This window comes from Aeoliella sp., from assembly GCF_965227375.1.
GTDB lineage: Bacteria > Planctomycetota > Planctomycetia > Pirellulales > Lacipirellulaceae > Aeoliella.
Genome location: NZ_CBDDFX010000002.1, coordinates 1,643,855 through 1,670,338, shown reverse-complemented (window position 1 = coordinate 1,670,338; position 26,484 = coordinate 1,643,855). Strand labels below are relative to the sequence as shown.

General features: G+C 58.6%; 9 protein-coding genes. 7 read left to right on the top strand and 2 right to left on the bottom strand.

Annotated features, from left to right (window positions below; all coding sequences use genetic code 11):
* Positions 1 to 80: 80 nt before the first annotated feature.
* Positions 81 to 5,675, bottom strand: coding sequence for an FG-GAP repeat protein (locus tag ACQK2L_RS19660; protein ID WP_425398745.1), 5,595 nt, complete (start codon positions 5,673 to 5,675; stop codon positions 81 to 83).
* Positions 5,676 to 6,205: 530 nt separating this feature from the next.
* Here ACQK2L_RS19660 and ACQK2L_RS19655 point away from each other — a divergent pair.
* The 6 genes from ACQK2L_RS19655 to ACQK2L_RS19630 all read left to right on the top strand — a co-directional run bounded on the left by ACQK2L_RS19655 (position 6,206) and on the right by ACQK2L_RS19630 (position 19,740).
* Positions 6,206 to 6,580 (top strand): BlaI/MecI/CopY family transcriptional regulator, encoded by a 375-nt coding sequence (locus ACQK2L_RS19655; RefSeq protein ID WP_425398744.1) that lies wholly within the window; start codon positions 6,206 to 6,208, stop codon positions 6,578 to 6,580.
* 10 nt (positions 6,581 to 6,590) lie between these two features.
* Positions 6,591 to 14,147, top strand: a complete 7,557-nt coding sequence (locus tag ACQK2L_RS19650) for a M56 family metallopeptidase (protein WP_425398743.1) — start codon at positions 6,591 to 6,593, stop codon at positions 14,145 to 14,147.
* A gap of 114 nt (positions 14,148 to 14,261) precedes the next feature.
* Positions 14,262 to 15,635: a DUF1800 domain-containing protein gene (locus tag ACQK2L_RS19645; RefSeq protein ID WP_425398742.1), complete on the top strand. Its 1,374-nt coding sequence runs from the start codon at positions 14,262 to 14,264 to the stop codon at positions 15,633 to 15,635.
* Between the two features lie 16 nt (positions 15,636 to 15,651).
* Positions 15,652 to 16,827 (top strand): DUF1501 domain-containing protein, encoded by a 1,176-nt coding sequence (locus ACQK2L_RS19640; protein WP_425398741.1) that lies wholly within the window; start codon positions 15,652 to 15,654, stop codon positions 16,825 to 16,827.
* 92 nt (positions 16,828 to 16,919) lie between these two features.
* Positions 16,920 to 17,192, top strand: a complete 273-nt coding sequence (locus ACQK2L_RS19635; RefSeq protein ID WP_425398740.1) for a hypothetical protein — start codon at positions 16,920 to 16,922, stop codon at positions 17,190 to 17,192.
* Between the two features lie 808 nt (positions 17,193 to 18,000).
* Positions 18,001 to 19,740 carry a PQQ-dependent sugar dehydrogenase gene (locus tag ACQK2L_RS19630; RefSeq protein WP_425398739.1) on the top strand — a complete coding sequence of 580 codons (1,740 nt, stop codon included), beginning with the start codon at positions 18,001 to 18,003 and terminating at the stop codon, positions 19,738 to 19,740.
* Here the strand turns inward: ACQK2L_RS19630 and ACQK2L_RS19625 are convergent.
* Positions 19,687 to 23,628: a family 43 glycosylhydrolase gene (locus ACQK2L_RS19625; RefSeq protein WP_425398738.1), complete on the bottom strand. Its 3,942-nt coding sequence runs from the start codon at positions 23,626 to 23,628 to the stop codon at positions 19,687 to 19,689. The two genes, ACQK2L_RS19630 and ACQK2L_RS19625, sit on opposite strands and share 54 nt — an antisense overlap.
* A 316-nt stretch (positions 23,629 to 23,944) precedes the next feature.
* Here ACQK2L_RS19625 and ACQK2L_RS19620 point away from each other — a divergent pair, with 316 nt between their 5' ends.
* The gene (locus tag ACQK2L_RS19620) at positions 23,945 to 26,440 is read left to right on the top strand and encodes an alpha-L-arabinofuranosidase C-terminal domain-containing protein (protein WP_425398737.1); all 2,496 of its coding nucleotides are present in this window, start codon (positions 23,945 to 23,947) and stop codon (positions 26,438 to 26,440) included.
* The last annotated feature ends 44 nt before the right edge of the window (positions 26,441 to 26,484 follow it).

Sequence of the window (26,484 nt, the reverse complement as noted above, 5' to 3'; positions counted from 1 at the left end):
AAGCTCGTTCGTCACCCACAAACGTCCAGCAATGCAGCATCCTCGCGTAGAAGTTCTCCAGATAGTCTTCCTGCATTCGCTTACAGGCTAAGGTATGAGCGGTTTTCTCCTAGCTCCTCAAATAGCGTATCCAGTACTGCGGCGTGCTTGGCCGTTCGAGCATCGTTTGAGAGCATCGTTCCAGGCTTTGCTTTCAATATCACAGTTCGGTCTGTTATGGGGACGGGCAACAGAGTCAGTGGCTTATCGGAGCCCGCCCCTCGAAACGGCTCTGCCGTGGACTGCAGGTTTTGATAGTCCTCATTTGAATTGCTCCGTTCATGATTCGACAACATCCAACTATCGGGTTGCACCAAGTTCCCGCTGAACGGTGCTCCCTGCGCGAGGACAGAAATAGCCGCGATGGGTGCTTTCGGCAAAATGGCACCTAGATTGTTTCTCCACACGGGGTAATCGCCGATGTTCACTTTGCCATCGCCATTGCCATCGCCATTGGTGTAGGGCTCGACCATCTCGCCGAAGTGGTCTTTCCACACGTCGTAGTCTCCTTCGTCGACGATGCCGTTGCCGTCGTAGTCGCCGGGCAGCAATACGTCGGTGGCCACTGCATTGATGCCATAGTACGTCACCTCGTACGCGAGGGGATCGTAGTCGACCGTCACCTGTCCGGGAATTGCGTCGTCGGGCAGTTGGTGATCGACCGTCGCGCCCGCCATGTGGACCACGTTCAACTCGGCCAGGCTACCCTCGCCGTAGACCGAGATTTCCAAGGGGCTGGCGGGCGGCGCACTATTGGGAGCAATGACGTTGAACTCGCCATACAGAGACGGTGCATGGAACTCCACTGCTGGGGTTGCGAAGGTGCCGCCGGAAGTCAATCCGGTTGCACTTCGCAAACGCATCAGTTCGCCGCCGATGTAGCTTAGCACGGCCAGCGGAGAGGCGTGCGTGCCGTGCGCACCTAAGTTGATGTCGAAATAGTTCTCTTCAATACCTGGTCCATGAACACGCAGTCGATCGGTGTTTCCCAGGTTGCCAACGACGGCCAAATCCTCCAGGTAGTAGTACACCGGCTGCCAGTTGCCAACCAAGACCTCGCCTTCGTGGGCCTCGAACCCATTGGGGAGGATCTCGAACACCTCGCTGGCGGTAGCGACGCCTTCGACGCGCAACAGATCGATTCCACCAAGGCCGTTGATCTCGCGCCGTTCGACGCTGTTGTCCGTAGTCAGCCACCCGGCTCCCTGTCCCATGGCGTTACCTGCAACGATAAACTCGTTGTCCTCGCCGTCTCCCTGCCAAATCGCCCGATCGAGATTTGTCGGGCTCACATCGACGCCTCCGTAGAAGGTCACCTGCGAATCGGTCGAGAGCATGGTGATGGTGTCGCTACCCTCACGGCCGTCGATGTCGATTTGGGTGTCGTCATCGGTCGACACCACGGTGATCTGGTTGTGCAGGCTATTAAGCTGGATGTCCATGTACTCGATGGCCGAGTAGTCGACCTTCAGCGAATCGGGACCCAGGTTCGCGGGGGTGGTGACGTGGAACTCGGAAGAGGTGAGCGTATAGCTCGACGTCGGCGAGTCGTAATCGTTCACGTACAGCCGGTCCAATTCGGCGTCGGCACCACCATCGACATGCACGGCGCTACGTAACGAGCGGAGATCGGCAGTCTCGGTGACCCTAATAGTATCGCTTCCGCCATTGCCCTGGACGTAGAGAGGTCCCATAGCTGGGGTCGATCGAACGATCACCAGGTCTTTGCCATCGTTCGCCTCGACGGAATGCGTATTGAATCGCGGCGCTGCGCGGAAGTCGACATCGTTGTTGCCTTGGTCGGCGTAAAGGTAAGTGAACTCGATCTCGTCGTAGGTAACCAAGAACACCTGCTCCTCGATGGGCATTCCGTTGATGTCAACGCCCGGCTGTGAGCGGGCGATGGTTCCTTCGAATTCGTAGTCGTTGTAGATGCCGCTGGCGTCGACTTTGTAGTTGCCGACGATGGGATTCGCGCGGTCGTAAACATAGACTCGGTCGTTGTTTTCAGGCTTCCAATTGTCAAAATCTTCGAACGTTACAAAGTCCTGGACTTTGCCGCTTCCGCCGTGGATGGTGAGCTCGCCAACGACTTGTTCGACACTTTGCGATAGTTCGGCGACGCGGAATTCGTCGCTGCTGGCATAGCCGAACAATTCGAGGGCGGTCACTTCGGCCAGTGCTTCGACGTTGATGTGGTCGACAAGGTCGCTGGCGTTTAGCCGAACGTATTCCACGTCGTCTTCGAATTGTACCGGTCCGGCATCCTGAGCCATCACCGTACCGGCGTTGTCGATGCGATCGAACAGGTAGTCGCGGCCGACGAGGCCATTGGTGTCGTCGACAATCAAGGCGTCGTTGCCGCCGGCACCGAAGTAGCTGACATGGGCGTCGACGGCTCCCACGTCGCCTGAGCCGAAGTGCAGGGTGTCATCGTCGATCCCTCCGTCGACATTGACGGTGACACCAGCGGCAACCCTGGCGAGGACGATGCTGTCGTTTTGGCTTCCCCCCCGAACGTCGATTGTCATTTCGGTGGTCACCATGCCACTGCCCAGCGAGAATTGGTCGGGCAGGTCTTGGATGGCGATGGTGTCTTCCCCTTCGCGACCGTAGACCGTGATGGTCCTGATGGCGGCCAGCGGATGGGTAGTAACGTTGCCGTTTACATCTATCTCGAGCTGTGTGAGGTCACTGGAACTTTGTCGGATGGTGATATCGTCGTCGTCCAATGTGCCGCGGACGACCAGATGACTATCGGGAACCGAGATACGCACCGTGTACTGCCCCAAGTCGCCTGCCATTATGGATTCGCTGCTGACCTCAATGGTGTAGACGCCAGGTTCCAGGTACCAATCGACCGACTCATTGGGGTTGCCGACCGTCGCTGAGACGATGGTGGTGCTGCCATCGGTGAGGCGAAGTTTGGCATCTAGATTGGGCGTGGTGTCGGTCGCGAGCAGGTCGACGCTCACGACGCCTGCGGTGGCTACTTCGAACGTGAATAGATCGACGTCGATGAGTCGCGATATGATGCCGGTTCCGAGCAGGCTGGTGGACAAGACGCCCAGCGAAGTTTCGTTGGGGGCCGTGTCGCCATGGTCGTCGGCATCCAGTCCCATGCCGCTCACCAGCGTGTTGATGGTGCCATCGGGTTGACCGCCCGGACTACAGGCAAGTAGCACATTGATGAACCGATTGGGAGAGACAACCTCGCCGTCCTCTGTCCAAATAGTTCGGCCGCTGGAGTCGTTGCCCATGATCGGTGACCACTCGTCGGGCCCTTTTCCATAGGCGTCGGGACCACTGCAGCCGTCCCCGACGTCGACCATCCCGTCGCCGTTTGTGTCGAGATTCTCACCGTCTGAGTCGACCTCGTTCTTGTGCTTCAGGCCGAACGCATGTCCCGCCTCGTGCGTAACGGTGGCCGCTAACCTGACGGCGATACGACCCACCGGGTTAAAATCTTCGGAGAAGGCATAGACGTCGCTCTGACGGTCGGCGTGCAGGTAGTTATCGCCACCGAAAGGTTGGTTTCCCGCCCACCCCAATGTGGTCGATCCTTCGGGATCGATGACGCCGCGCTCGGTGCCATCGCCTCCGATCAACACCCGGAAATGCTGGCCGGGGATGAAGGCACCTTCGTCGGTTGTCACGTCGATGTCGAAGGGAGCAAAGTCTTCGGCTACGATCGCCCAAACGTGCTCGATGACGTCGAGCTCGAATCGGCCGAAGTAGGTGTCGTTTCCATCGAAGTCGAATACGGGTGTTTCGAAATCCTGATCGTCGATGTCCCACCGATTGTGCGGGGAAAACCCGCCAGAGAAATCGAGGAAGAGCGTGTGCGCGGCTCCGGGTTTGCTGTGAAGCGACAGTGCCTCTTCGGGAACAATCGCGGACGTGACGTACTGCGGGCCAACCCAAGACGACAACGGCCCGCCAAACAAGTCGCCGACCTCACCGGAGTCGGAAACGCCGATGGAATCCTGGCTCCACAGCTTGTCCCACGCCGTCTGGAACAGGAAGCTGTCCTGAAGTCCGGGGACCACATGCACGGCGCCATGCATGTCCTCGCCAGGCACGCCGATGGCCAAATCAGCGACTCCATCGCCCGTAATGTCGCCCGCAGCCAACTGCCCGCCGAAGTAGTCGTTGTTCTCGATGTCGTCTTCCAGGTCAGTCATGAACTGAGCCAGTTTTTTCTGATTGGTGGTCACGATGCCGGTACCGGTGCTCGACGCGAAAAAGACGTAAACGCCACCAGCATTTCCGATGATGGTCGAGCCGCTGCCGTTGAAGTCTTCGCCAGGCACGCCGATGGCCAGGTCGTGGAGACCATCGCCATTGAAGTCGCCGGTTGCCAGGGCGCCACCAAAGTGATCTTCAGACTCGGCGTCACCTTGAATCTGCACCATCCCCTCGTCCCAGTGCTGGGTGCGAATGAGATTGAATCCGGTGTCGCCGAAGTTTCCGTAGAGAACGTTCACCGCACCGGCGTTGATTTGGGTGAACCTGTCCTCGTTGACGACGCCAATGGCGAGATCGAAGTACGGATCGCCATCGAAATTGCCAGCGGCCAGCGTCGCACCGAAGTTGGCGAATGGCTGGGCAGCCCCGAGCACGCCAGGCATGCTTTTGTCGTAGTAGCGATTGGCGTTTGCATCCAACCCCAAGCCGGCGGCGCCCCAAACCAAATTGATGGCACCTGCATCTTGAATCTTCTTCGTTCCGCCGTTTTCCTCGTCCGGCACCTCGGGGTCTTCGCCTGGTACGCCGATCGCCAGATCGTCGAAGCCATCACCGTTGTAATCGGCCGAGGCCAGGGCAGCTCCAAAGTTGTCGAAATTGTCGAGTTGGGACGATCCCATCAGAAGTTTCTGATCGAATGTCTTGTTCCCTGCGACCGCCAGTCCCACAACCTGCTGTCCATAGACCACATGCACCAGACCCGCGTTGTTGACCGCTTCGATGGAGTTAGCGGAACTGCGGAGGTCCTCGTTCGGGACGCCGATGGCCAGATCGGCGAGGCCATCGCCGTTGTAGTCGCCAGACGAAAGGACTGAGCCAAAGCGATCGTTGTCCTCGGCCTGTTCGGCCATGCCGACGGTGTCTTGCGTTAAGATGAGATTGTCTTCGAGCGTAATCCCATCGACCGAGCCATAGACAATATTGACCGCCCCGGCGTTGACGACGCCTTGAATGTCTTCGCCCGGTACGCCGATGGCTAGGTCATCGATGGGCAACCCGGTGTCGGGGTTCACGTCGCCATTGAAGTTGCCCACGGCCAAGGCAGTGCCAAATTGATCGTCCCTTTCCGCATAGTCGTCGATAACGTGCCGGTCTCGGTCGTTGAGGCCGCTCCGTTGCTGCAGAAACTGGTCGTCCACCGTTGGGTCGGCTAAGGGGCTACCGTATATGATTTGGACCGACCCGGCGCGAATAACGTCTTGGCTAATAGGACCAACGCTAGGAACGCCCTCGCCGGGGATGCCGACGGCCATGTCCTGGAAGCCGTCGCCATCGAAGTCGCCGTAGGCGATGTTCAGCACCCAACGATCTTCGAGCCGCTCGAAGCCCCGACAAAGGCGTCGCAAGCGGCGATATCGACAGCGCGTGGCACACTTCGAGGAGGCCATGGCATACCTCTGTTGGTGAAAAGAACACCGCCAACTCTGATGACGCTGCTAAGTGTCATGTCATGCGGCGCTCGCGCCGCATTGCGGAAATCGAGTGGTATTGGGTGAAGCATCGTCGGCCAGGCTCTACCTACAGAAGCATCAGGAACTCGAACGAAGCGGCTGGCCACTGTCCTAAGTCTCAAGGTAGAGGCACTCCAGCTACCCTGCAACCATTCCCCGGAGGGGGCGACTCTGTCGATGGGGACGCCTGGCCGGGGGTAATTCTGGCGACGCGATTGCTGACCACCGGGCCGATCTGCGTTACCGCAGGGCAATACGGAAGCATGAATTAGGCTCTTCGGAAGCGACCATCTCGCGTCCACTCTTGATACTGCCCAACGACGTCGAACACGTCTACTCGGGCGTGGACGCCGGCCGTTTCCGTTCTTGCTCGCATTTTTATTCAGCAACTGTTGACAGGCTTCGTCTACCACGTTAAATTTAGTTCACTAAACGATCCGTGACGTCACTCAGGAAGGCAATCTGCCATGTCGTCTACCCAACTTGGTCGGGTTCAACTGCTCATCATGCAAGTGTTGTGGCAGTTAGGCAAAGCGACTGCTCGCGAAATCACCGACGCATTGAATGAAAGCGATGACATCGCCCACAGCACGGTGCAAACGCTGCTGCGTGGTTTGGAAGAAAAAGGTTCGATCACCCACGCAGTCGAGGGCCGCACATTCGTCTTCCGCCCTTTGGTTGACGAGGAGAAATTCAAGCAGCGGGCGACGAGCGACCTGTTGCAACGGGTGTTTGGAGGCGATGCAGCCACACTCGTTGCTCATCTGCTCAAGGAAAAGAGCGTCTCGCGGAAGGAAATCGACGACATTCGCAAGCTAATCGACCGTCGTGGCAAAAAATAGCGAGGATATCATGACTTGGCTAGATGCGCAGATCGCCATGTTCGACCAAGCCACCAACTTGGCGCAGTTTGCCGTGAATTGGCTGCTGCAGTCCACGCTACTAATTGCAGCGGGACTGTTGGTAAGTCGGCTGTTAAGAGACCGTGGTTCGGCCGCTCAGTCGATTGTGTACCGCACAACGCTGGTGGCGGTGCTCGCCTGTCCCCTGGCGACGTTGGCCATGTCACTTGCAGGCATACCAGGTTGGTCAGTCAAGCTGCCGGCGGGGTGGAGCTACCAAGAAGTCGCGATAGTAGTCCAGCCAGAAGTGAAGCAAACACCGCCTGTCGTCCAGCCGGAATTGGTCCAAGTTGAACCCGTACTTGAGGCCGAGCAAACAGGGAAGAGAGTCTCTACAGATGATACGCTCGTGGTCGGCCCGCCGATCGCCAAAGAACGGTTCGAGAGCAGCTTATCCAGCGACGTAGCCACCATTCAACCGGTAGACACGCTGCCGCCAGTAGTGCCCGATTCCACTGCTGAAATGGCGACGCCCGAGCCAAACCCATCGCTCGGAACCCGACGGGTCATCTCGTTTCATGTCGCCGGCATCGTGGCCGCGGCAGCGCTCAGCGTTTGGGTAATAGTCGCCGTGGCACTGGTTGCACGACTTGGCAGTTCATGGTGGCACCTCTCCAAACTGCGGAGTTCGGCCACTCCCGCCGACCGAAAGTCCATTCGCACATGCGAAGAGCTGTCGACTTTGCTTCGCGTCCGGCCGCCGACATTGCTTCGCAGTCCCTTTCTGCCAAGTCCCTGCTTGGCAGGGATCACCCGGCCAGCGGTGCTCTTGCCAGAAGAGGAAGGAGAGTTGAGCCTGCGGGACATTCTGCTCCACGAACTCGCGCACCTGTCGCGTCTCGACTGCCATTGGAACCTGCTGCGTCGTGTGGGAACTGCGCTGTTCTTCTTTCAGCCACTGCTGTGGGTGCTTTCCCGCCGGATGGAGGTCGCCGCGGAGGAGGTATGCGACGACTTCGTCGTCCACTATGGTGGCGACCGACAGCAGTATGCCCATCGACTGGTCGACATTGCCGAGCTTTCAACCTCACCACTAGCAAAGGCCGGCGTGGGAATCGTCTCCCTTCGATCAATGCTTGCTCGGCGTGTCTCGCGCATTATGGATACGTCGCGGACGCTTTCCACCAGAGTAAGCAACTTGCTACTAGTGTTCGTGATTGTGAGTGGCGTCGTCGGTGTAACTGCGGCGGGACTGGTCGGGTTGAGCCCGAATGCGACGGAAGCGAGGGACACTTCAGCCGACATGGCCGACGACCCCAACTCGGATGAAGCGCCAAGTGACCACAGCGAAACCACAGTTTTTGGTGGGGTCGTACTAGATCAACAGGGACATCCCGTCGAGAACGCCAGAGTCTGCGCAATACGGGTCGAAAGGCTTGCAATCGGAGACACTTCGTTTCAGGAAGTTGCCGACTCGTTCGTTACGGATATCTCTGGCAAGTTTGAATTTACACTGCCAAAACTGAACCGCAAACTCACAACGGCTCAGTTGGCTTCGCAACATTACCAGTTCTACGCCGCGGCACCTGGGTTTGCTCCAGCCTTCGAGCATCAGGCAAGCGTCAAACCTGGCGATCCGATTGAACTGCAACTCGCCACCACTGGACCGGCGATTGAGGGACAAATTGTCTCGCTTGAGGGGCAACCGATTGAAGGTGTGACTGTTTTGGTCCGATCCATCCAACTGTCGCGCAACCCTGAGGACTTTCACGCCTGGCTCGATGAAGCACAAGATAATCCTCAGTATGTTGCCGAGAACAGTTTTACCAACATGGACAGCTCTGAGCGTGACCGAATCGCTCAATTCCCCTCGGGACCCCGCCTAAGGCTAGGAGGTTTGTCGGTAGTACCGAACGTATCGACGAATGCCGAAGGTAAGTTTCGCCTTCCGTCACTAGGACCCAATCGACTCGTTACGCTGGAGATCCAAGGAAAAGGAATTGCGACCGATCGTCTCCATGTGGTGACTCATGAAATGGAGTCGGTGCCGGTGCCTCAAAACGATCCGAGGTTCTCGACCTCGTCCTATTATGGTGCCAAGTTCCATCACCCGGTTGCGACGAGTCAGACGATCCGAGGCATCCTGCGAGACGCGGACACACGTCAGCCTCTCGCTGGGCAGACGATAACGGTGAAACAGTTCGGCAACTCGTTGCTGGATACTGCCGGCTTCGTCGTCACGACCACGGATGAGCAAGGGCGGTATCAGTTGGAGGGGCTGCCAGCGCCGGACCGCGACTCTCGACCCATCACTCTGTATGTCGTTCCAAACTCAGAGAACCCCTATTTTCGCACCGAAGTCGAGGTGCCAAAAGCGGAGCCCGGTGAAGGTGCCGTGTGCGATATCGAACTGAAGCGTGCGAGTTGGGTGGTTGGACGCCTCGTGGATGCAACTACTGGCGAACCGCTGGAAGGGCTGGTGAGCTACTTCCCCTTCTTGGACAACCAAGCGGCGGGTGAGTATGCCAACTTCCGACCCGGTGTCCACTCGATGGGTTATGACGATCGCTACGCGACCGACTCGAATGGCAACTTTCGAGTTCCGGCCATCCCTGGGCGTGGCATCCTGGCAGCCATCGCCCTGCGTTCCCAGGAGTACGCGATCGGTCACGGTGCGGATAAGATTGCCGATCTTCGCAGTGATGACCGGATGATGGTCTATCACCTTTACGGCCCCGAACTTTCAAATACTGTCCAGGAGGTCAATGTCCCGATCGACCAAGTCGAAACTCGCGTAGAAGTCGCAGTAGAGCCACTTGACCTAACGCAACTAGACTTGGTCGACGCCCAAAACCGCCCGATCAGCGGCGCCATCGTGGGCGGTGCGTATCCTCTGTCGGCTTTGAACCCATCTTCACACCTCTCGAACGTCGATCCATCGGACTCCAGCAGCGTGGAGGTTTGGGGGCTGAAGCACGATGGTCAGCGGATGATCGTGTTCTTGCACAAAGAGAAGAAGATGGGCTTAGCAAAAGTGCTCGATTCAACTCCGGAGCCGAAGGTCCGATTGGAGCCATGTGCGAGAATCATCGGGCAATTGGTAGAAATGGGAGAGCCCGTGCGGGATATCGCTGCCAGGAGTTTTGTGTCGGCTTACATCCCCAAATCCGAGGTTCCCGAGCCTGAGAGTGGAGGTGGTTGGCGCACCAATCGAATTTGGGTGCAGTCAGACGAAGTCGACTCCGATGGAAGGTTCGAGCTGGACCGCATCGTTCCGGGAGCAAGGTACGAGCTACACGCCTTCGGGAAGACGTTCGAAATTGATACGGTATCCTCCGACGAGACGATCGACCTCGGCACGATCGACATTACCTCCGACGAACGCCCCGAGCCGGTACGCACCAAACCAGGCGGGTCCAACACGGATACAGACGCTGTGGACAACTCGCCCAAGGTATCCGAGTTCGCCGGCGCGGTTGTGGAGCCATCTGGAGACGCGGCGTCAGGGGCGCGCCTCTACATGGTGTTCCATGTGCCGCAGGCCACTGGGCTTCTTGAGCCCACCTGGAAGCCAGTGGCCGTGTGCGACGAGAAGGGAGCGTTTCGCTTCACGATCGGCGCCGACGAGTTTGGGCCGTTGTCGCGGCCGAATGAATTTCAAACCGCCAGTCTAGTTGCTGTGAAAGAAGGCTACGGCTTCGGTTGGTCCATCGCTGGTTTTCATTCGACCGACGACGTTTGGATAGATCGTTTTCGAGACTTGATCGAAAAAGCTCCCGCCGACCGGCAAGCACAGCTTCGAAAGCGACTTAAACGTGTCGGCGAGCCAATCAAACTGGTAGAGGACTCGCAGCCCATTCGCGGTCGGGTGATGAATATCAACGGTCAACCAGTGGAGGGTGTGCGGTTTACGTTGAAGGAAGTGTGGGCGTGCGAGCAAGACGACTTGTCCGCGTGGCGCGTCGCAGCAGCCGAGCCGAAGGCCGATTACTATACTGCCCGCATGCAAACGCCGAGGGCGATAAACGGACCGCAGGTGCGATCACTGGTTACACCGGCGGTCACGGATGCGAATGGTCGGTTCGAACTCACTGGCATCGGCCCTGGACGCATCACCGAGTTGCTGATGGAAGGACCCGGTATTGAGTCCGCCAAGCTATTCGCCAGAACCGAGTTGGGCGAGTCGATCGAGCTACCACGGGAGCGGCGGTCGCCGGACTTGGGGACCTACACCTACTATCCTGCCGAGTTCACCGTCGTAGCCGGCCCCTCCACACCAATAACGGGTGTTGTGCGCGACTCGCAAACCGGTGAGACCATTGGCGGCGTAACCGTCAAGAGTCAAAAACGCAACGGCGAGATGATCAGCGGCTGGGGGCAGGACTTCGTTCGCGCGGTCACGGATGAGCAAGGTCGCTACCGCCTCGAGGGTATGCCCATCGGCAGCGACAACCGCATCGCTGCAATCGCGCCTGAGGGCGATGTGCCCTATTTCTCGCAAAGCAAGCAATCCGAGACAACGGCTGACGAAGAATCCGTCGAGATCGATTTCGATTTGGTGCGAGGTGTATGGCTCGCGGGCCAGATCACCGACAGGCAATCTGGAGAAGGCGTTTCGGGGCGGTTGTCCTACTACGTCGCGGAACACAATCCGGCGTACGACACCGCACGCAACCTTGGCGTGGATGAACGCGATCGGCTACAAGCCGACGCCGAAGGTCGTTTCAAGATCGCAGTTCTACCTGGCCCTGGCTTTCTCGCGTTCCAAGCACACAATCACCAAGACTATCCGCGTTCAAAAGCCATCATCAAGCCAGATGGTACCAATGAACCTCTCGGCAAAGACATGGTTAAAACCCGACCCTCGTACTTGATGCCACAGAACTACCATCTGGTCGCCCAGATTGATCCGGTGGCTGCAGAAGCTGCCCCGCAGCTTCAGTTTGAGCTCGGCGACGACGACCAATTGGTTGGCCGAGTCGTCGATCCCGATGGCAAAGCTGTGACCAACTACGACTTTTCTGGTCGAAATGCAGCGTTCTCCAGTTGGGAAAGCCCAGACAGCGGTAAGTTCACACTACTGGGTTACTCACCCGACAAGCCTCGCCATTTGTATGTTGCCAATCTCGACCATAGCCTAGCCGCCTACGTACTGCTGGAGGGAGAGCAGCCGGATGAACTGGTTGTCCAACTGCAGGCTGCCGGTCATGTACGTGGTCGACTGGTCGATGAGGACGGGGCTCCTCTAGCGAATTGTCGATTGATACCGTGGTCTCCTCCGATGCGAAACATTTCGGAAATGATGAACCGTCCGCACACGCCACCCCTACCGCGCAACTTGCCGAGCTGGGGTTCCGGCCAGTACGAAACGGACGAAGAAGGAAACTTCGAGTTTCGCGGGCTTGTGCCGGGTGTTGAGTACCGAGTGCAGGCACGAAAGGGTGCTACGATAACCTCGCCTCCCACTATCTCCGGCCCGCTTGAGGTGGTGATTCAAGTAGAGCCGGGCGAATCCAAAGACCTGGGAAACGTGCGTCTTATCGATGAACAGGAATTAGTCAACCAACTTAAAGAGGAACAAAAGGAAGCTGAGGCACAGTCCGATGCAGATTCGCCTCAACGAATCATCAATGGCACTGTTACGTTGCCTGACGGAAAACCCGCGGCGGGAGTCCACATTGCGATGATCGCAAGAAGCAAGTCCGTGTCGCCCGGAGGCACGCACGACGGGCCAGAAGCAGAAGTGGTCGAGTCCATCACAAATGAAAAAGGAGAGTATCATCTCGAGTTCTCCGGAGTCAGCTCCGACACCCACTACACCGCATATCTTGTCGCTCGCAAAGATGGCTACGGAATCGCTTGGGAACAACTCAACCCTGACGAGCCCCAGAACGAAGTAACTCTGACATTGGCCGCTGAACAGCCGATACGAGGTCAGCTTCTCGATCTGGAAGGACAACCGCTAGCGGACGTGGTCTTGCGCGTTCAATCCGTCGTCGAAACGACCGACTCTCGGTATGGCGAAAACCGCGTCGGGTTCGGTGCAACTAACACGCCTCGCGCGTGGCTTCCGGAGCTAGAGTCCGACGCCGACGGCCGTTTTGTCGTGCGTGGAGTGCCGGTGGGGTATGGCGTCTACCTAGAAACCGAAGGCGACAAACGAATCGCGCCGCAGGGCATCGCCCTGAATACCGGCCAGCCCGAGCAACGTGGACCACGCGACGGCACTTACCGATCGTTGACCCGAAACGGGAAAGTCGGCGAAGAGTTGACTTTGCCACTTGCCCCCGCTCAGTTGTTTGAGGGCCAAATCACCTACGCTGATACCGGTGAACCCGCCCCTCATGCTCGCGTCACGATTTGGGCCAGCCAGCAAGAGTTGGGCTCGATGATAACCGTAGCCGGCGAAGCTGATGATAAAGGACGATACTCGATCAGCCCTAATCCCGGAATTCGTTTCGGAATAAGCGCATACCCACCGCCAGGCGTTCCGTATTTGGTCCGCAAGACTCCGTTTGAGGACGCCATCCACTGGCGCGATGGCGATACCAAGCGGCAAGTCGATCTGAGCCTAACTCGCGGTGTGCTGGTGCGTGGTTCGGTTACAAACTCCGAGACTGGCGAACCGATCGAAGGGGCATCGATTCAGTATATGCCGGAGAGCAACAACAATCCCCATACCGCGGACGACATCCTGACCGGTTGGCAGAATATACAACTAACCGACGAAGCAGGGCTCTTTGAGATTGTCGTCCTGCCAGGTCCGGGCCGCTTGGTAGTACACGCCGCGACGCAACGCTACATTGTCGAGTCGATTAGTTCACGCAAAATGAGTGCGGGGAAAGAAGGTGGCAATCAAATCCGGGCTCATGGTTTTTACGAACTGAATCCAGTGGTCGGCTCCGACCCGCTGAACGTGTCGATGGAGTTGACCCCCAGTAGCGTGATCACGGTCAACTTGGCGGATGAGAACGAGCAACCGGTTGACGATGTGGTTGTCATCAATCCACTGCGTGTGCATCCCTATTCTCTGAACTGGCGCGGCGATCGCAAACCGGTATTAGGCGGCAAAGCCGATCTGAGCGGTCTCGTGGGAGACGAGCAGATGCAGGTCAGCTTTCTCCAGCCGAAACTTAAGCTGGGTGCTACCGTCACTCTCGATGCGAGCGACGTCAATCCAACCGTGATCTTGAAACCATGCGGAGTGGCGACTGCCCGATTTGTCGATCCTGAGGGTAAGCCGCTGGAGGGCGTCAGACCCATACTGCGGATCGTAGCAAGTCCTGGAAAGCAGACATACGACTACGAGGCAGCACGCATGGGAGAAGTGCTTGCCGACTCCGATTTCGTCGCGAACATCGACCGAGTGAACTACTCCAATTCAGCGAAAGCTGACAAAGATGGCATCTTGTCCTATCCGGCGCTCATTCCAGGTGCGACGTATCGGCTCATCGCTGAGAAGAAACTCATTGTCGGCGGTGCCAGATTATCCAAATACACCGACTTCGAAGTCAAACCTGGCGAAACACTTGACCTGGGCGAGTTCGTCCTCGAATCCCAGGACTAGTGCGAGAAGCAACCGCGCGTTGCGACTATGGCGACGTGTTTTCCAAGCGTTTTAGCACAAGACTTGACTGTACACAGGTGACGACCGCTCCAGCCCCGATCTCAGGTGACCGGAATGCCAACTGCACCCATAGCGGCGACGAGTAACTGGGCGCCCTACAAGCCGAGTGGTGAAATGCCCTGGAATCTCGAGCGAGTGGTACACCTCCACCGGCGCGCCAGTTTTGCAGCGCCGTGGGATGTGCTCCAGCGCGACTTGTCTGACGGCCCTCAGGCTGCGATCGATCGACTACTTAACCCAGACCCCAAAGGGTCGAACAGCCAGTTCGTCTCACTGGCCGACACTATTGGTGACGCCGCCATGGCGTCGGGCAGCGCGGGGCGGTTGAAGGCGTGGTGGCTCTACCGGATGGTGATGTCGCCCGATCCGCTACGTGAGCGGTTAGCGCTTCTGTGGCACAACCACTTTGCTACCAGCAATCGGAAGGTACAGAACCTCGTTTTTATGCGGGATCAAAACGAACTGCTGCGCACGCATGCGTTCGCCCCATTCGGCGAGTTGCTCCACGCGGTGGTCAAACACCCCGCCATGCTGGTGTGGCTCGATGCCGACTCCAACCGCAAAGGTCATCCTAATGAGAACCTCGCCCGGGAGTTGATGGAACTGTTCACACTGGGCGAGGGAAACTACTCTGAGCAGGATGTCCGCGAGGGCGCTCGGGCACTTACGGGCTGGACCGTAGAGTCGGGTAAGTTCGAAACTCGCGAAGCGCGCCACGACGCTGGAGATATCCGTGTACTGAGTAAGAGAGAGCCCATGACGGGCGACGACCTGATCGAAGTACTGCTCGACCAACCTGCGACTGCGAATCGACTCGCATGGCGGCTATGCGGCATGCTTCTGGGAGAAGGGGTGGCCACGGAGGAGGACCTGGCAAAGCTGTCGGCAGGTCTTCGCGGAAAAAACTTGAGCATTGAGTGGGCCGTTGAACGAATCCTCCGCTCGGAACTGTTTTTTGCGACATCGAATCTGCGGTGCAGGGTGGCAGGCCCTGTGGAGCACATCGTAGGAAGTCTCCGCGCGCTGGAATTGCGAGATCCACCGCCGAGTACCTTGCTACTGGCAGAGTGGTCAAGCCGCATGGGGCAAGATCTGTTCTATCCTCCGAACGTGGGCGGATGGAATGAAGGGCGAACGTGGCTCAGTTCGCGGGCGATCATCGCGAGGGCTAACTTCGCCCATGCACTTGCTAGCGGTGACTTGTGGCGGCCTTCGCAGCGGCCGGACATCGAAACACTCGCTGAGCTAAACGGAGCAACAACGATCCTCGAAAGTCAAACAGCCTGGCTTACTGAACTCTTGTGGGGCAAAGCACCTGAGCATGTCGTGCACGACTTGGTGGACCAAGTGACGAACCGCCAGCCCGAGAAAGCCATCAACGAAGTTCTAACGCTATTGATTACCCGACCTGAGTCGTATCTGAACTAGCCAAGGAGAGTGACGCATGTATTCTCGAAGGAGCTTCCTGCGAACTAGCTCGCTATTGTCGCTGGCGCCAGTTCTTCCCTGTGTACTCGGGCGCACAGCCCAGGCCGCCACGTCCGAGCGCGACGCCAAAGTACTGGTGGTACTGCAACTCGATGGTGGGAACGACGGTATCAACACCGTGGTGCCGTACGCTGACGACGGATATGGCCAAGCGCGCAGCAGTCTGCGCCTGGAGGCGGATAGTCTTCACAAGCTCGACGACCAGGTCGGTTTGCACGCCAGCATGAAGCGCGCCAAAGAGTTGTTCGACGACGGTCGCGTGGCAATCATCCAAGGAGTGGGATATCCCAACCCAAGTCGCTCGCACTTCCGTAGCATGAAGATCTGGCAAACTGGCAGTTTTGACGAAGCAGACCACGACGCTTACGGCTGGCTGGGCCGCGCGGCCGATCGAAACAGCGAATCGACCTACTATGTCGGGAACGGCGAAACACCTGTCGCATTGTGGGGACGCAAATCGCAGGCGATCGCGCTGGCGGAGGCAGATGACCTAATCCTGGAGGCTCCGAGTACCGTATCAGCGACGCCACTTGGCGGCGACGCCCTGCATCAATACGTTTCGCAGGAGATCGCCACCGCTTATCAATCAGCAGCCAGATTCCAGCAGCAGTCGGTTGGCAGTAGCGCGGGTGAAGCCAGCTATCCCAACACCCAATTGGCCTCTCGGCTCAAGTTGGTGTCTCAGTTGCTGAAGAGCGGTTCGCCGACACGAATCTACTATGCCACCCAAAGTGGATACGACACGCACTCGGCTCAGCTCTACACTCATGCACGGCTGCTCCGCGAATTCTCCGATGCGGTGGCCGCCTTCATGGACGACCTAAAACAGGAAGGGCTCGGCGATCGCGTAGTGCTCATGGCGTTCAGCGAGTTCGGGCGTCGAGTGAAAGAAAATGATTCGAAAGGCACCGACCACGGCACTGCGGGGCCAGTGTTTCTGGCGGGCTCAGCTGTACAGGCAGGCCTATTCGGCGCCGCGCCGGATCTGTCTAGTTTGGACGACGGCGACCTGAAGGCTCAGTTCGATTTCCGCCAAATCTATGCAACTTTGCTGTCTGATTGGCTCGACATCAACCCCGATCGGGTATTGGCTGGCCACCACGACAAGATTCCTCTTCTGCGCGAAGTTTAAGGAGACGAGATCGCACTGTCCGGCAGCCGTATAGGTCGCCAAGTCGAACTAGAATTCAGCAGCCTGAACTGTGGGATAAGAAGGTTTATTTTATGGATTCTTCCCTTATGGAACTTGATTTTGAACTTGTAACACATCGAGATGGCTACGGACGTGTCAATGGATTCGACGTGAAGCACGATAAGGTTAAGATCGGAATTGTTGGACTGGACTACTACAACGCGATACTGGAACTGTACCCAGTGTGCGGCCACTCGATTCCCGATTTTAAGACGGTACAAGAGTTAATGGAATACGATCTCCGTTTCTACAAAAAGTGCGGATGGGACTTTGGCGAGACACTTCGCTACGAAATCGATTGCTAGGCGACTTGCTGGTCCACTCAAAGTGCCCACCTCATTACTTTGGCCGACCGAAGCACGGTGGTTTAATGTTCGACAAGATGGAATTCAAGTCGCTCCAAGAAGAGCCGCTTGTTGAGCTTCTCTCTCTGGGAGTGCCTGACCGGGCTGAAGTGTTACCTAAACTGTTACCCAAATCCCGCATCGATCGTATACGCCAGAGCGCACGGCCTCCTTGTTTTCAGGCTCTTTTGAATCTGTTCGCTCCTCGTTCTCACGCTTCTTTAGGACTTTTAATCCGTTGGTCGGTTCGAGTCCCGCCGGGGTCACTGGAAAAGCCTCTCGATTTCGAGGGGCTTTTCCAGTGGGAGTAGAAGGTGTGAACAGAGATTAGTTGGCACGTCGACTGAGGCAGCTCGCGCGGGCGCGAGTGAGGGAGTTCAGGGATCAAACGACCGATTCACGCGACACCCTTCGGCGTCTACTAGATCGCCTAGTAACAGCGCGCGGGACAATCGTGCTTCAGCACTCATATTCATTGCTGCCGACAAGTTCGTAAAGAACTGCGAACGGGTTCCTTCGAGGCAGCACAGCTCTTCGTCCCTTGTTTGTTGCAGGCGAAATGCCTTTTCCCGCACAATAGCATTTGCCTGACTCATCGGCCGGACTCTGGCTTTACAATGCGACGGCGAAGAACTGCGGTTCTAGATAGCCCAAGTGCAAGGCAATTGCTCTGCTCCGCAAGTGCGGTCCGGGATCGTGATACAATCGCCCTCCACGCCAGGGCAGGGCGCTGCCCGAGAACAGTGAACTTCGGAAGAGGCACAACATAATGAAGACTTCGAGCGACTTACTTTTCCGCCCAACGCAACGCCCGTCAGTTGCGTATGTGCTGACCGGCTTGCTGGCAGCGCTGCTGGGTTGGACTTCCAATGCGTACGCGGGGCATAAGATTACCCGGCTGACGCCCGACTTCAACCCTGGTTCGCAGCCACACTTAGTGAATACAGCGCTGCACTTACCCATCGACGTCGACGTGGCGCCGGGTAATAGCGACTACTACTTCGTGTCGCAACTCGGTGGCCTGGACTCCGATGGCTTCGACGGCGACGACATCACCAAGGCCGATGGTCGGATTGTGCTGCTCGACCGCAATACCGGCTCGGTGGACTTCAACAATCCGTTCTTGACCATCGGCGACACGAATCTGCTTGACCCTGTACCTGGTGCGCCAGAGGTGGGACTATTCTCCACCGCCTTCCACCCCGACTTTGCCACCAACGGCAAGTTCTATGTTAGCGTGGCGGTGAATTACCCCGGGCCTGCGCCGAGCCTTGAGCCGCGCGACCCGCGGACGCCGCCATTCAAACTGGCCGTTCGCGAATACACGGCCGACCCGAATAACATCGCAGCGGGCGCCACGTTCAGTCAAACCATCTTCGAAATCGATCAGCCAGCATTCAACCATAACGGCTGTTGGATGGGTTTTAACCCGCAGGAAGTGGCCGAAGGCGACAATTACCTCTACGTAACGCTTGGCGACGGGGGCAACCAACACGACCCATACGACTACTCGCAAGACAAGAACCACTTGTTAGGGTCGGTCTTGCGGATTGATATCGACAACGACGATTTCGTTGCCGACGCTGATCGCAACTACGCCATCCCCGCGGACAATCCATTTGTCGGCACGGACGGAGCGGATGAGATTTGGGCGTATGGCCTTCGCAATCCCTGGAGGGCGGGCTTCGATAGCGCGACGGGCGACTTGTACATCGGCGACGTGGGGCAGGCCACTTGGGAGGAGATTAATTACCTGCCGGGGGACATCAGCCCTTCGGACGATCGAAACTTTGGCTGGCGACTGCGCGAAGGGTTTGGCGCCACACCCACCGGCCCCAACGTAGGAGGCCGCCCGCCAAGTGACAACGTGGATCCACTTATCGCCTACCTGCATGGCAACGACGACTACCAAGGAGACTCAGTCGCCGCGGGACTTGTGTATCGGGGACCAGTCGAAGAATTCTACGGCATGTACATCTTCGCCGATTCGCTATCCGGCAACATTTGGGGCTTCGACATTAACGACATCGGATCGTTCGATCCCAACAATCCCGGAGACTCACTTGTACTGCTGACCGATGCCTTCGCTCCGGAGGATGGAAACTACGTTAGCATTGTCAGCTTTGCTGAGGACGAATTCGGCAACTTGCTCATCGTCGACCATGGCTACGACGGTGCGGGACTGGGAGGCCACATCTATCGACTCGACTTCGTACTATCGGGCGACTACAACGACGATGGAGTCGTGAACGCAGCAGACTACACCGTTTGGAGAAACAACATCGGCGCGCCGGCCGGTACGTTGCCGAACGACACCGACGGCGGCGTGATCGGCGCCGATCAGTACAACACCTGGAAAGCAAACTTTGGCGACTCGCTTCCGGTGCCAGGCGCGATCACACAGGTGCCGGAGGCAGCCACGCTCTTTCAATTGCTCATCGCGGTATCGCTCGGACTAGGTTGCATCCGCACCCGCCGACGGACGGGACGCAGCGACGAAAGCCCATAGGACAGCAGAACCAAGCGATAGCAGCAACACCGTCGATGGCTCGGGCACGTTGGTCTGCCCGGCCGCTGGGGAGTTTGCCGTTGCGCCGAAGTTCTCCTTCCAGGTCACGTAGTCATTTGCATCGATGAAGCCCGATCCATCGGTAGTGCTCCCTGGTGGAAGCACGCTGTCGGGAGCACCCAGGTTGTTGCGCCACACGGTGTAGTCGGCCAGATTGACCACTCCATCGCCATTAAAGTCACCGGGCAGGCCGGGCAAAGCCACGGCGATCGTGCCATCTAGCAACAAGCGCGACGTATCCCACAGCAAACCGCCGCGAAGCGTTGGCAGGATGAAATCGGCGGGATCGAACGCTCCCGAAGCATCTGCAAAGTCGAACAAATCCCAGGAGTCGCCGGCGTTCAACGATCCGCTCGGCAGAGTCGAGTCGAGAACGACCTGCAGCACAAAGCCATCGGAAACTTGCAGATCGCCCCCAACCAGTAGTGCGTCGTTCACCCCGCTTTCGGCAATGTCGAACGACGCCAGGGAGCCTGCTTCTAGAGTAACGTTGCCTGCGACAGTCATCGTCTCGTACTGCTGAACTGCAAAGCTCTCTTCGATCATGATGTTGTCGACTACCACCCAAGAACCGGGATCAGAACCTGTGCCGGGCAGGTTGGAGACGCGCAGCCACAGGGGATCGGTGTCGTTGGCGGAAGATAGATCGAGTGCGCTGGTGAATGATGCATAGTTCCCCTCGCCAAACAGGCTTGTCGCGGGTGAATCGATAGCGGTGATCAAGGCCAGACCTTCGTCGGCGATGTCGTTATCGTCTGCGGCGCCAGGAAACGCCCCCTGGTAGACCTCCAGCCGCACCGCAACCGCGCGTCCCGCGACGGCGTTGTTGTCCCCACCGTAGTCGAGCGATATCGAGTAGCTGCTGGTGCTGCTTTTTGCGCCTAGGCCTTGGTAGATCCAGCGGCCGCCGGCGCCGATTGGTCCGCCGATCTCACCATTCCCATCTCCCAACAGCACTCCCGTGTCCGGCGTAGGGCTGAGTCCATGCTCGTGCTGTGCGGTGTTCCAGAAGTCGGAAGCGCCGGCAAACGTGTCGACGTCGTACCACAGATCGACGTTCGCATCACCGGGTGGATTGCTGCCGGTCTCGAAGTCGCCATTGGTCACCGACAAGGTCGGTGTAGTGCTCGCGGTCACTCCGCCGATGATCAGCGTCGAGCCGCTCTGCATGGTTACATTGTGGCTGAACTGGCCATCGCCGCTGACCGTGGAGCCACCGGTCGCGATTGCGTCGCCGATCACTGTCGTGCTGCTCCGATTGTTGAGCGTTTGACCGTCGGCCAGTTGAAAGGTGCTCGCCAGCCCCGACACATCGAACGTGGCACCGGGATGGACTTCGATGGTCGGCGAACTGGCGATCGACGCCGTACCGGTCAGCCGAAGCGTGCCCGACGAGATGTTCGTGTTGCCGTTGTAAGTACTGCTCGCCGAGGTGAGGGTGAGAACTCCGCTACCGAGCTTGGTGAGCCCTCCATCTCGCGATGCGCCGAGTGCCGGGTTCCACAGCAGCGGTTGCGAGAGCGTTACGTTGTGGGCTTGCGTATCGATCTTCGCGCCGCCCAAGTTGACGTACGCGGCTGTGAGATTCTGCAGCAGCACACCAGTGCTCACGCGAGCCTGAAGCACGCCGCCGTTGAAGTTGATAGTGGAGTCGCCGTCCCCGCCAATGATGGATCGCGCGAGGAAAGTGCCGCCGTTGAGGTCGATCCTGCCAGAACTCGACGATTGATAGCCAACTCGTGTGGTTCCGTTCGCATCGACGAGTGCATCCCCGTCGACAGTGAGCGTCGCGGTTCCCTGTTCTCCAACGATCAACCAGGTGTTGGAGTTGGATTGATTAAGCGTTCCGCCAGTGATTGTCCACGCGCCGGTGGATCCCGTGTAACGGCCGATTGCGAGGAACTCGCCAGCGTTGAACGAACCGCCTGACTGGTTCACGGTGCCGGAACCCCGCCCGCCGATAAACACGTTGGTGTTAGCGTTGACCTGTCCTCCGCTAAGGTTGTACACGCCAGTGGCGTTGGCCGAGCCGCGCCCGCCGACAATGAACGATCCATCTTGCGGGCGATTGACTGTGAGCGTGCCGCCGGCCTGGAACACTTCTCCTTCGGCCTGCGAGTTCTGGAAATATCCCGATCCCACATAGAAACCGCCGCCCGTGCCCACCACAACGCTCGCGTTGTCCTCGATATAGAGTGCCCCGGCGGCTGGCGTGGAATTGTCGCCAGTGTCGCCGATGTTAAGGTCGGCGTTGGCGTGAAAGCTGCCTGAGTCCGACAGTCGCATCGCGGCGGTTTCGCCCAGAATCTGCCCCACACTGGTATACGAACTAGCGGTGAGCGAACCGGTGACCCACAGCGTGCCACGGCGAACGAACACGTTGCCGATTACCGTGGAGTTGGCTCCGGCCAGCAGGAGATTTCCGTCGCCGTATTTGCTCAACCGAGGCGCCGAGAGTTGATCGCCTAGCGTAAGCGTGCTGCCGGAAGGGGTGACATTCACTTCCAAGTTTTCAATCGCGTTGATCGGAGCCGCGATGGTGTGCGAGCCTTCCGCAACGTTCAGAGTGGCCGTCTCGGCGGCCACATCATTGACGATGAGCATTGGTCCCGCCGCGCTGCCAATGGTGTAGCTGCCGATGCCGCGGAAGTTCACGGTGCCGACGACGCGGTTGCTGCCGAGCGCGACGCTATACTGTCCCGCAGACTGCGAGGCAAAGTTCGCGATGTGCCCCACCCCGTTGGGCACGGCGTCGTAGGTCCAGTTGGTCGCCTGTGCCCATTGGCTGTCGGTCTCGCCGGTCCAGTGCGGATTGACCTCAACAAGGCTGGGCCAATCGTCGCTGGTCCAGTGAAGATCGCGAAGACCAAAGGTCGCGAAGCCGGTTTGACCGCCGGCCCATGGCAAGTCGGCATCGTAATAGTGGTAGCTGAACATCGGCTGGCCATCTACTTCCACGAAGCTGAAGTGGCCAGGACCGACTTTGCGACCATCGTCATGCAGGAACAACGTGCCGCCGCCATTGAGCATGTTCACCCCGTCGGCGTCGAGGAACGGGCCAGTGGGGCTCGTACTTCGGCCGACGCGAATGTTGTACGTGCTACTCGAGCCGCTGCAACACCCGCCCCAGTTGGTGAACAGATAGTAGTAGCCGTCGCGCTCCATCATCGCCGCTCCCTCGATCTCCGGCGTAGGTCCCGGGGCGGCTACGTTGGTACCCGGCGACGAGTCGAGCGGCAGGCCGGTAGTAGGGTCCATCTCCTTAACGTAGATACCGTTGTTGAACGATCCCCACGTCATCCAGAGCTTGCCGGTGCTCTCGTCGAGCATTATCGACGGGTCGATGGCGTTGTACGGTGTGCCGTGATTCGATCCGTAGACGATGCCATGGTCGGTCCAGCCGTAGTTCGGCGAGTCCGGGTCGAGCGTAGGACTCGTGGCGAGACCCATGCCCGACAGCTTGGTGCCCCACACCGAGGCGGAATAGTAGAGGTGGTACTCGCCATCGAGCTTGATGACATCGGGTGCCCACAGCGACTGGCCTTCGTAGCCGGGCACCGCGCCTGGAATCCAGGAAGGGAGTTGGTCGAACGCAGCGGGCTCGGCGGTCCAGTTGGTCAAGTCGGACGAGGAACGTGCCGCTAGTAAGTCGCCGGTCGAGAAGTAGTAGTACCGCCCATTGTCGTAGACAACCGTGGACGGGTCGTGGGCACCGAGTTCGCCGCTGAGCTGTGCCTGCGTTGCTGCTGACTGCACCAACATAATGGCAACAACTGCTACCACGTGCGAGTAGCAGAGCGTCCGTCGTTGATACGCACTAGCCAGCATCGAGCAAAGATCCCGTCAGCAGATCAGCAATCCGTGGCGGGGAAGGGGAGAGTGCGAACGAAGACCCCGCTCAAAGTTCCTATTTGTATAGTAAATGCATTCCAACAGGAGGTCAATTCGATGCGGCAGCGGCCACGCCTTGCATTGAGACAAAGACATCACGAACACTCAACGGAACACCGCAACGTTTAAACTGATGGATTGTGTTGCAAACGCTTGAGACACATCATCGCTCGTAGTACGATCCAAGTTGGCCGTGGTTGTATTCTCAACTTCGTCTTTCTCATTGCCTCTTCCTCTTTTTGCTCGATCTGCCGTGAACACTCTGCAACTGCATGCGACTTACCGCTTCCTACTCCTGCTCGCGGTTGCTACGACCGCCAACTTCAGCCATGCCACCGACGCGACGCTTCGCGTCGACTGCGGCCAGCCGGGGCATGAAGTGAGCGACCGCCTGATCGGAGTGTTCCTGGAGGACATCAACTTTGGCGCCGACGGCGGGCTGAACGCCGAGCTGGTGAAGAACGGCTCTTTTGAGTTCCCACCTTACCAGCTTGGCTGGAGCGCGATCGGCGAGGCGAAGCTCTCCGCAGGGCGAGACGCTCCAGCGAGTGCTGGCAACCCGACGTTCCTTCGCATCGAAGGCCAAACACCCGGCGAAGCTGGGGTGAGCAACGAAGGGTTCCGTGGCATGGGCGTGCGCGACGGCGAGAAGTACGCATTCAGCATGCTCGCCCGCACCACGGCGGGACGTGAAGTTCCGGTGACGGTGCGTTTGGTATCGCAGGGTGGCGAAACGCTGGCCGAGTTTAGCACGACGGTCGAAGGCTCGGCCTGGAGGCCCGTAACTGCGGACCTCTCGCCCACGGCGACCGACGCGAAGGCCCATTTGGACGTGCTTATGAACTCCGAGGGCCCGCTCGATGTCGACCTGGTTTCGCTCTGCCCGCACGACACCTGGAAAGGTCGTCCGCACGGGCTGCGGAAGGACCTGGTGCAAAAGCTGGCCGACCTGAAACCAGCCTTTTTCCGCTTTCCCGGGGGCTGCATCGTCGAGGGAAGCGAGCTGAGGTATCGCTACCAGTGGAAGTCGACCATTGGGCCACGGAGCGAACGGCGGCCGCTGGTGAATCGCTGGAACACCGAGTTCCGCCATCGCCTGACACCCGACTACTACCAGTCGTTTGACATTGGTTTTTACGAGTATTTTCAGTTGGCCGAGGACCTGGGCGCCGAGCCATTGCCAATCCTGAACTGCGGCATGGCGTGCCAGTTCAACACCGGTGAATTGGTCCCCATGGACGAACTGGATCCCTATATCCAGGACGCTTTGGACCTGATCGAGTTCGCCAACGGCCCGGCCGATAGCAGGTGGGGAGCGATTCGGGCGGCGATGGGTCACCCCGAGCCCTTTGGCATGAAGCTATTGGGCGTGGGCAACGAACAATGGGGCCCCGATTACTTCGAGCGGTACGAACGGTTCGCTGCGGTCCTGCAGCAAGCCCATCCGGAGATCGAGTTGATTTCCACCTCTGGCCCGTTCCCCTCGGGCAAGCACTTCGACTTCGCGTGGCCGATCCTCAAGCAGTTGAACGTGCCGATTGTCGACGAACACTGCTACGCCATGCCTGACTGGTTCCTTCGCGAAGCGACACGGTACGACAACTACGATCGCTCGGGGCCCCAGGTGTTCATGGGCGAGTACGCTGCACAGTCGGTGGCCATCGCCTCGCCAAACAACCGCAACACGCTGCGGTGCGCGATCGCCGAGGCGGCGTTCCTGACCGGCATCGAGCGGAACAGCGACGTGGTGGTGATGAGTGCCTACGCACCGCTGATGGCGCACGTGGACGCTTGGCAGTGGACGCCCGACTTGATCTGGTTCGACAACCTTTCGAGCTACGCGACGCCGAACTACTACGTCCAGCAGATGTTCAGCTTGCATCGGGGCGACGTGGTGCTGCCGGTCGAGATCGACGACTCCCGGCCCGCCCGCCAGCCCGGCGGACAGATCGGCATTGGCACTTTTGGCACCGCGGCCGAGTTTCGCGACTTGACGGTTACCAGCGGCGACCAGCTGCTCTTCGATGCAGCCAACTTGGACGACGTCACTAAGCTGGCGATCGAAGGTGGCGAGTGGTCGCTAGGCGATGGGACGATCCGCCAGCAAGCAGCTCGTGGCAACTCGAGGGCCTTAATCGGCGACACCAGATGGGGCGACTGCACGATTCGACTGAAGGTGCGAAAGCACGCTCGGCGCGGCGGCATCCGCATCCTCTCTCGCTGCAGCCCGAGCGGATCGCATATGGAGTGGATCATCGGGGGAGGTGGCAACTCGGACCACACTTTGATGGCCCACATGGCCTCGCACAGCGATACGCCCAACGTGGTGGATCAGGTGCAAGGCTCACTCGACGCCGACCAGTGGCACGACGTTCGCGTTGAACTGGAAGGCACGCAGGTTCGCTGCTATCTAGACGGCAGACTGGTACACGAAGCATCCGTGCCGGCCCCCGCGACCGATCACCTGTACGCCTCGGCCACACTGATGCAGGAATCGGGCGAGACGATCGTCAAAGTGGTGAACCCCACGGGGGAGCCTGCCACCGTTGAGCTAGTTCTCGACGGGCTGGAAGACGGCAAAAAGCGGTGCCGCGTGATCACGCTGACCGGTTCGCCCGAAAAGTTCAACACCATCGAATCGCCGCAAACGATCCGCCCACAAGAATCGGAAATGGAAGCCTCGGGCAACAACTTCGAGTACGAGTTCCCCGCCAATTCACTGACGGTGATCCGGGTAGGAAGCAAGTAAACACCGTGGCGATTTTCCCGCCCAGGGTGCGCCACCATTTCCCC

Excerpts from the sequence above, each read along its gene's own strand:
- ACQK2L_RS19660 (WP_425398745.1), bottom strand. The coding sequence starts at position 5,675 with ATGGCCTCCTCGAAGTGTGCCACGCGCTGTCGATATCGCCGCTTGCGA.
- ACQK2L_RS19655 (WP_425398744.1), top strand. The coding sequence starts at position 6,206 with ATGTCGTCTACCCAACTTGGTCGGGTTCAACTGCTCATCATGCAAGTG.
- ACQK2L_RS19650 (WP_425398743.1), top strand. The coding sequence starts at position 6,591 with ATGACTTGGCTAGATGCGCAGATCGCCATGTTCGACCAAGCCACCAAC.
- ACQK2L_RS19645 (WP_425398742.1), top strand. The coding sequence starts at position 14,262 with ATGCCAACTGCACCCATAGCGGCGACGAGTAACTGGGCGCCCTACAAG.
- ACQK2L_RS19640 (WP_425398741.1), top strand. The coding sequence starts at position 15,652 with ATGTATTCTCGAAGGAGCTTCCTGCGAACTAGCTCGCTATTGTCGCTG.
- ACQK2L_RS19635 (WP_425398740.1), top strand. The coding sequence starts at position 16,920 with ATGGATTCTTCCCTTATGGAACTTGATTTTGAACTTGTAACACATCGA.
- ACQK2L_RS19630 (WP_425398739.1), top strand. The coding sequence starts at position 18,001 with ATGAAGACTTCGAGCGACTTACTTTTCCGCCCAACGCAACGCCCGTCA.
- ACQK2L_RS19625 (WP_425398738.1), bottom strand. The coding sequence starts at position 23,628 with ATGCTGGCTAGTGCGTATCAACGACGGACGCTCTGCTACTCGCACGTG.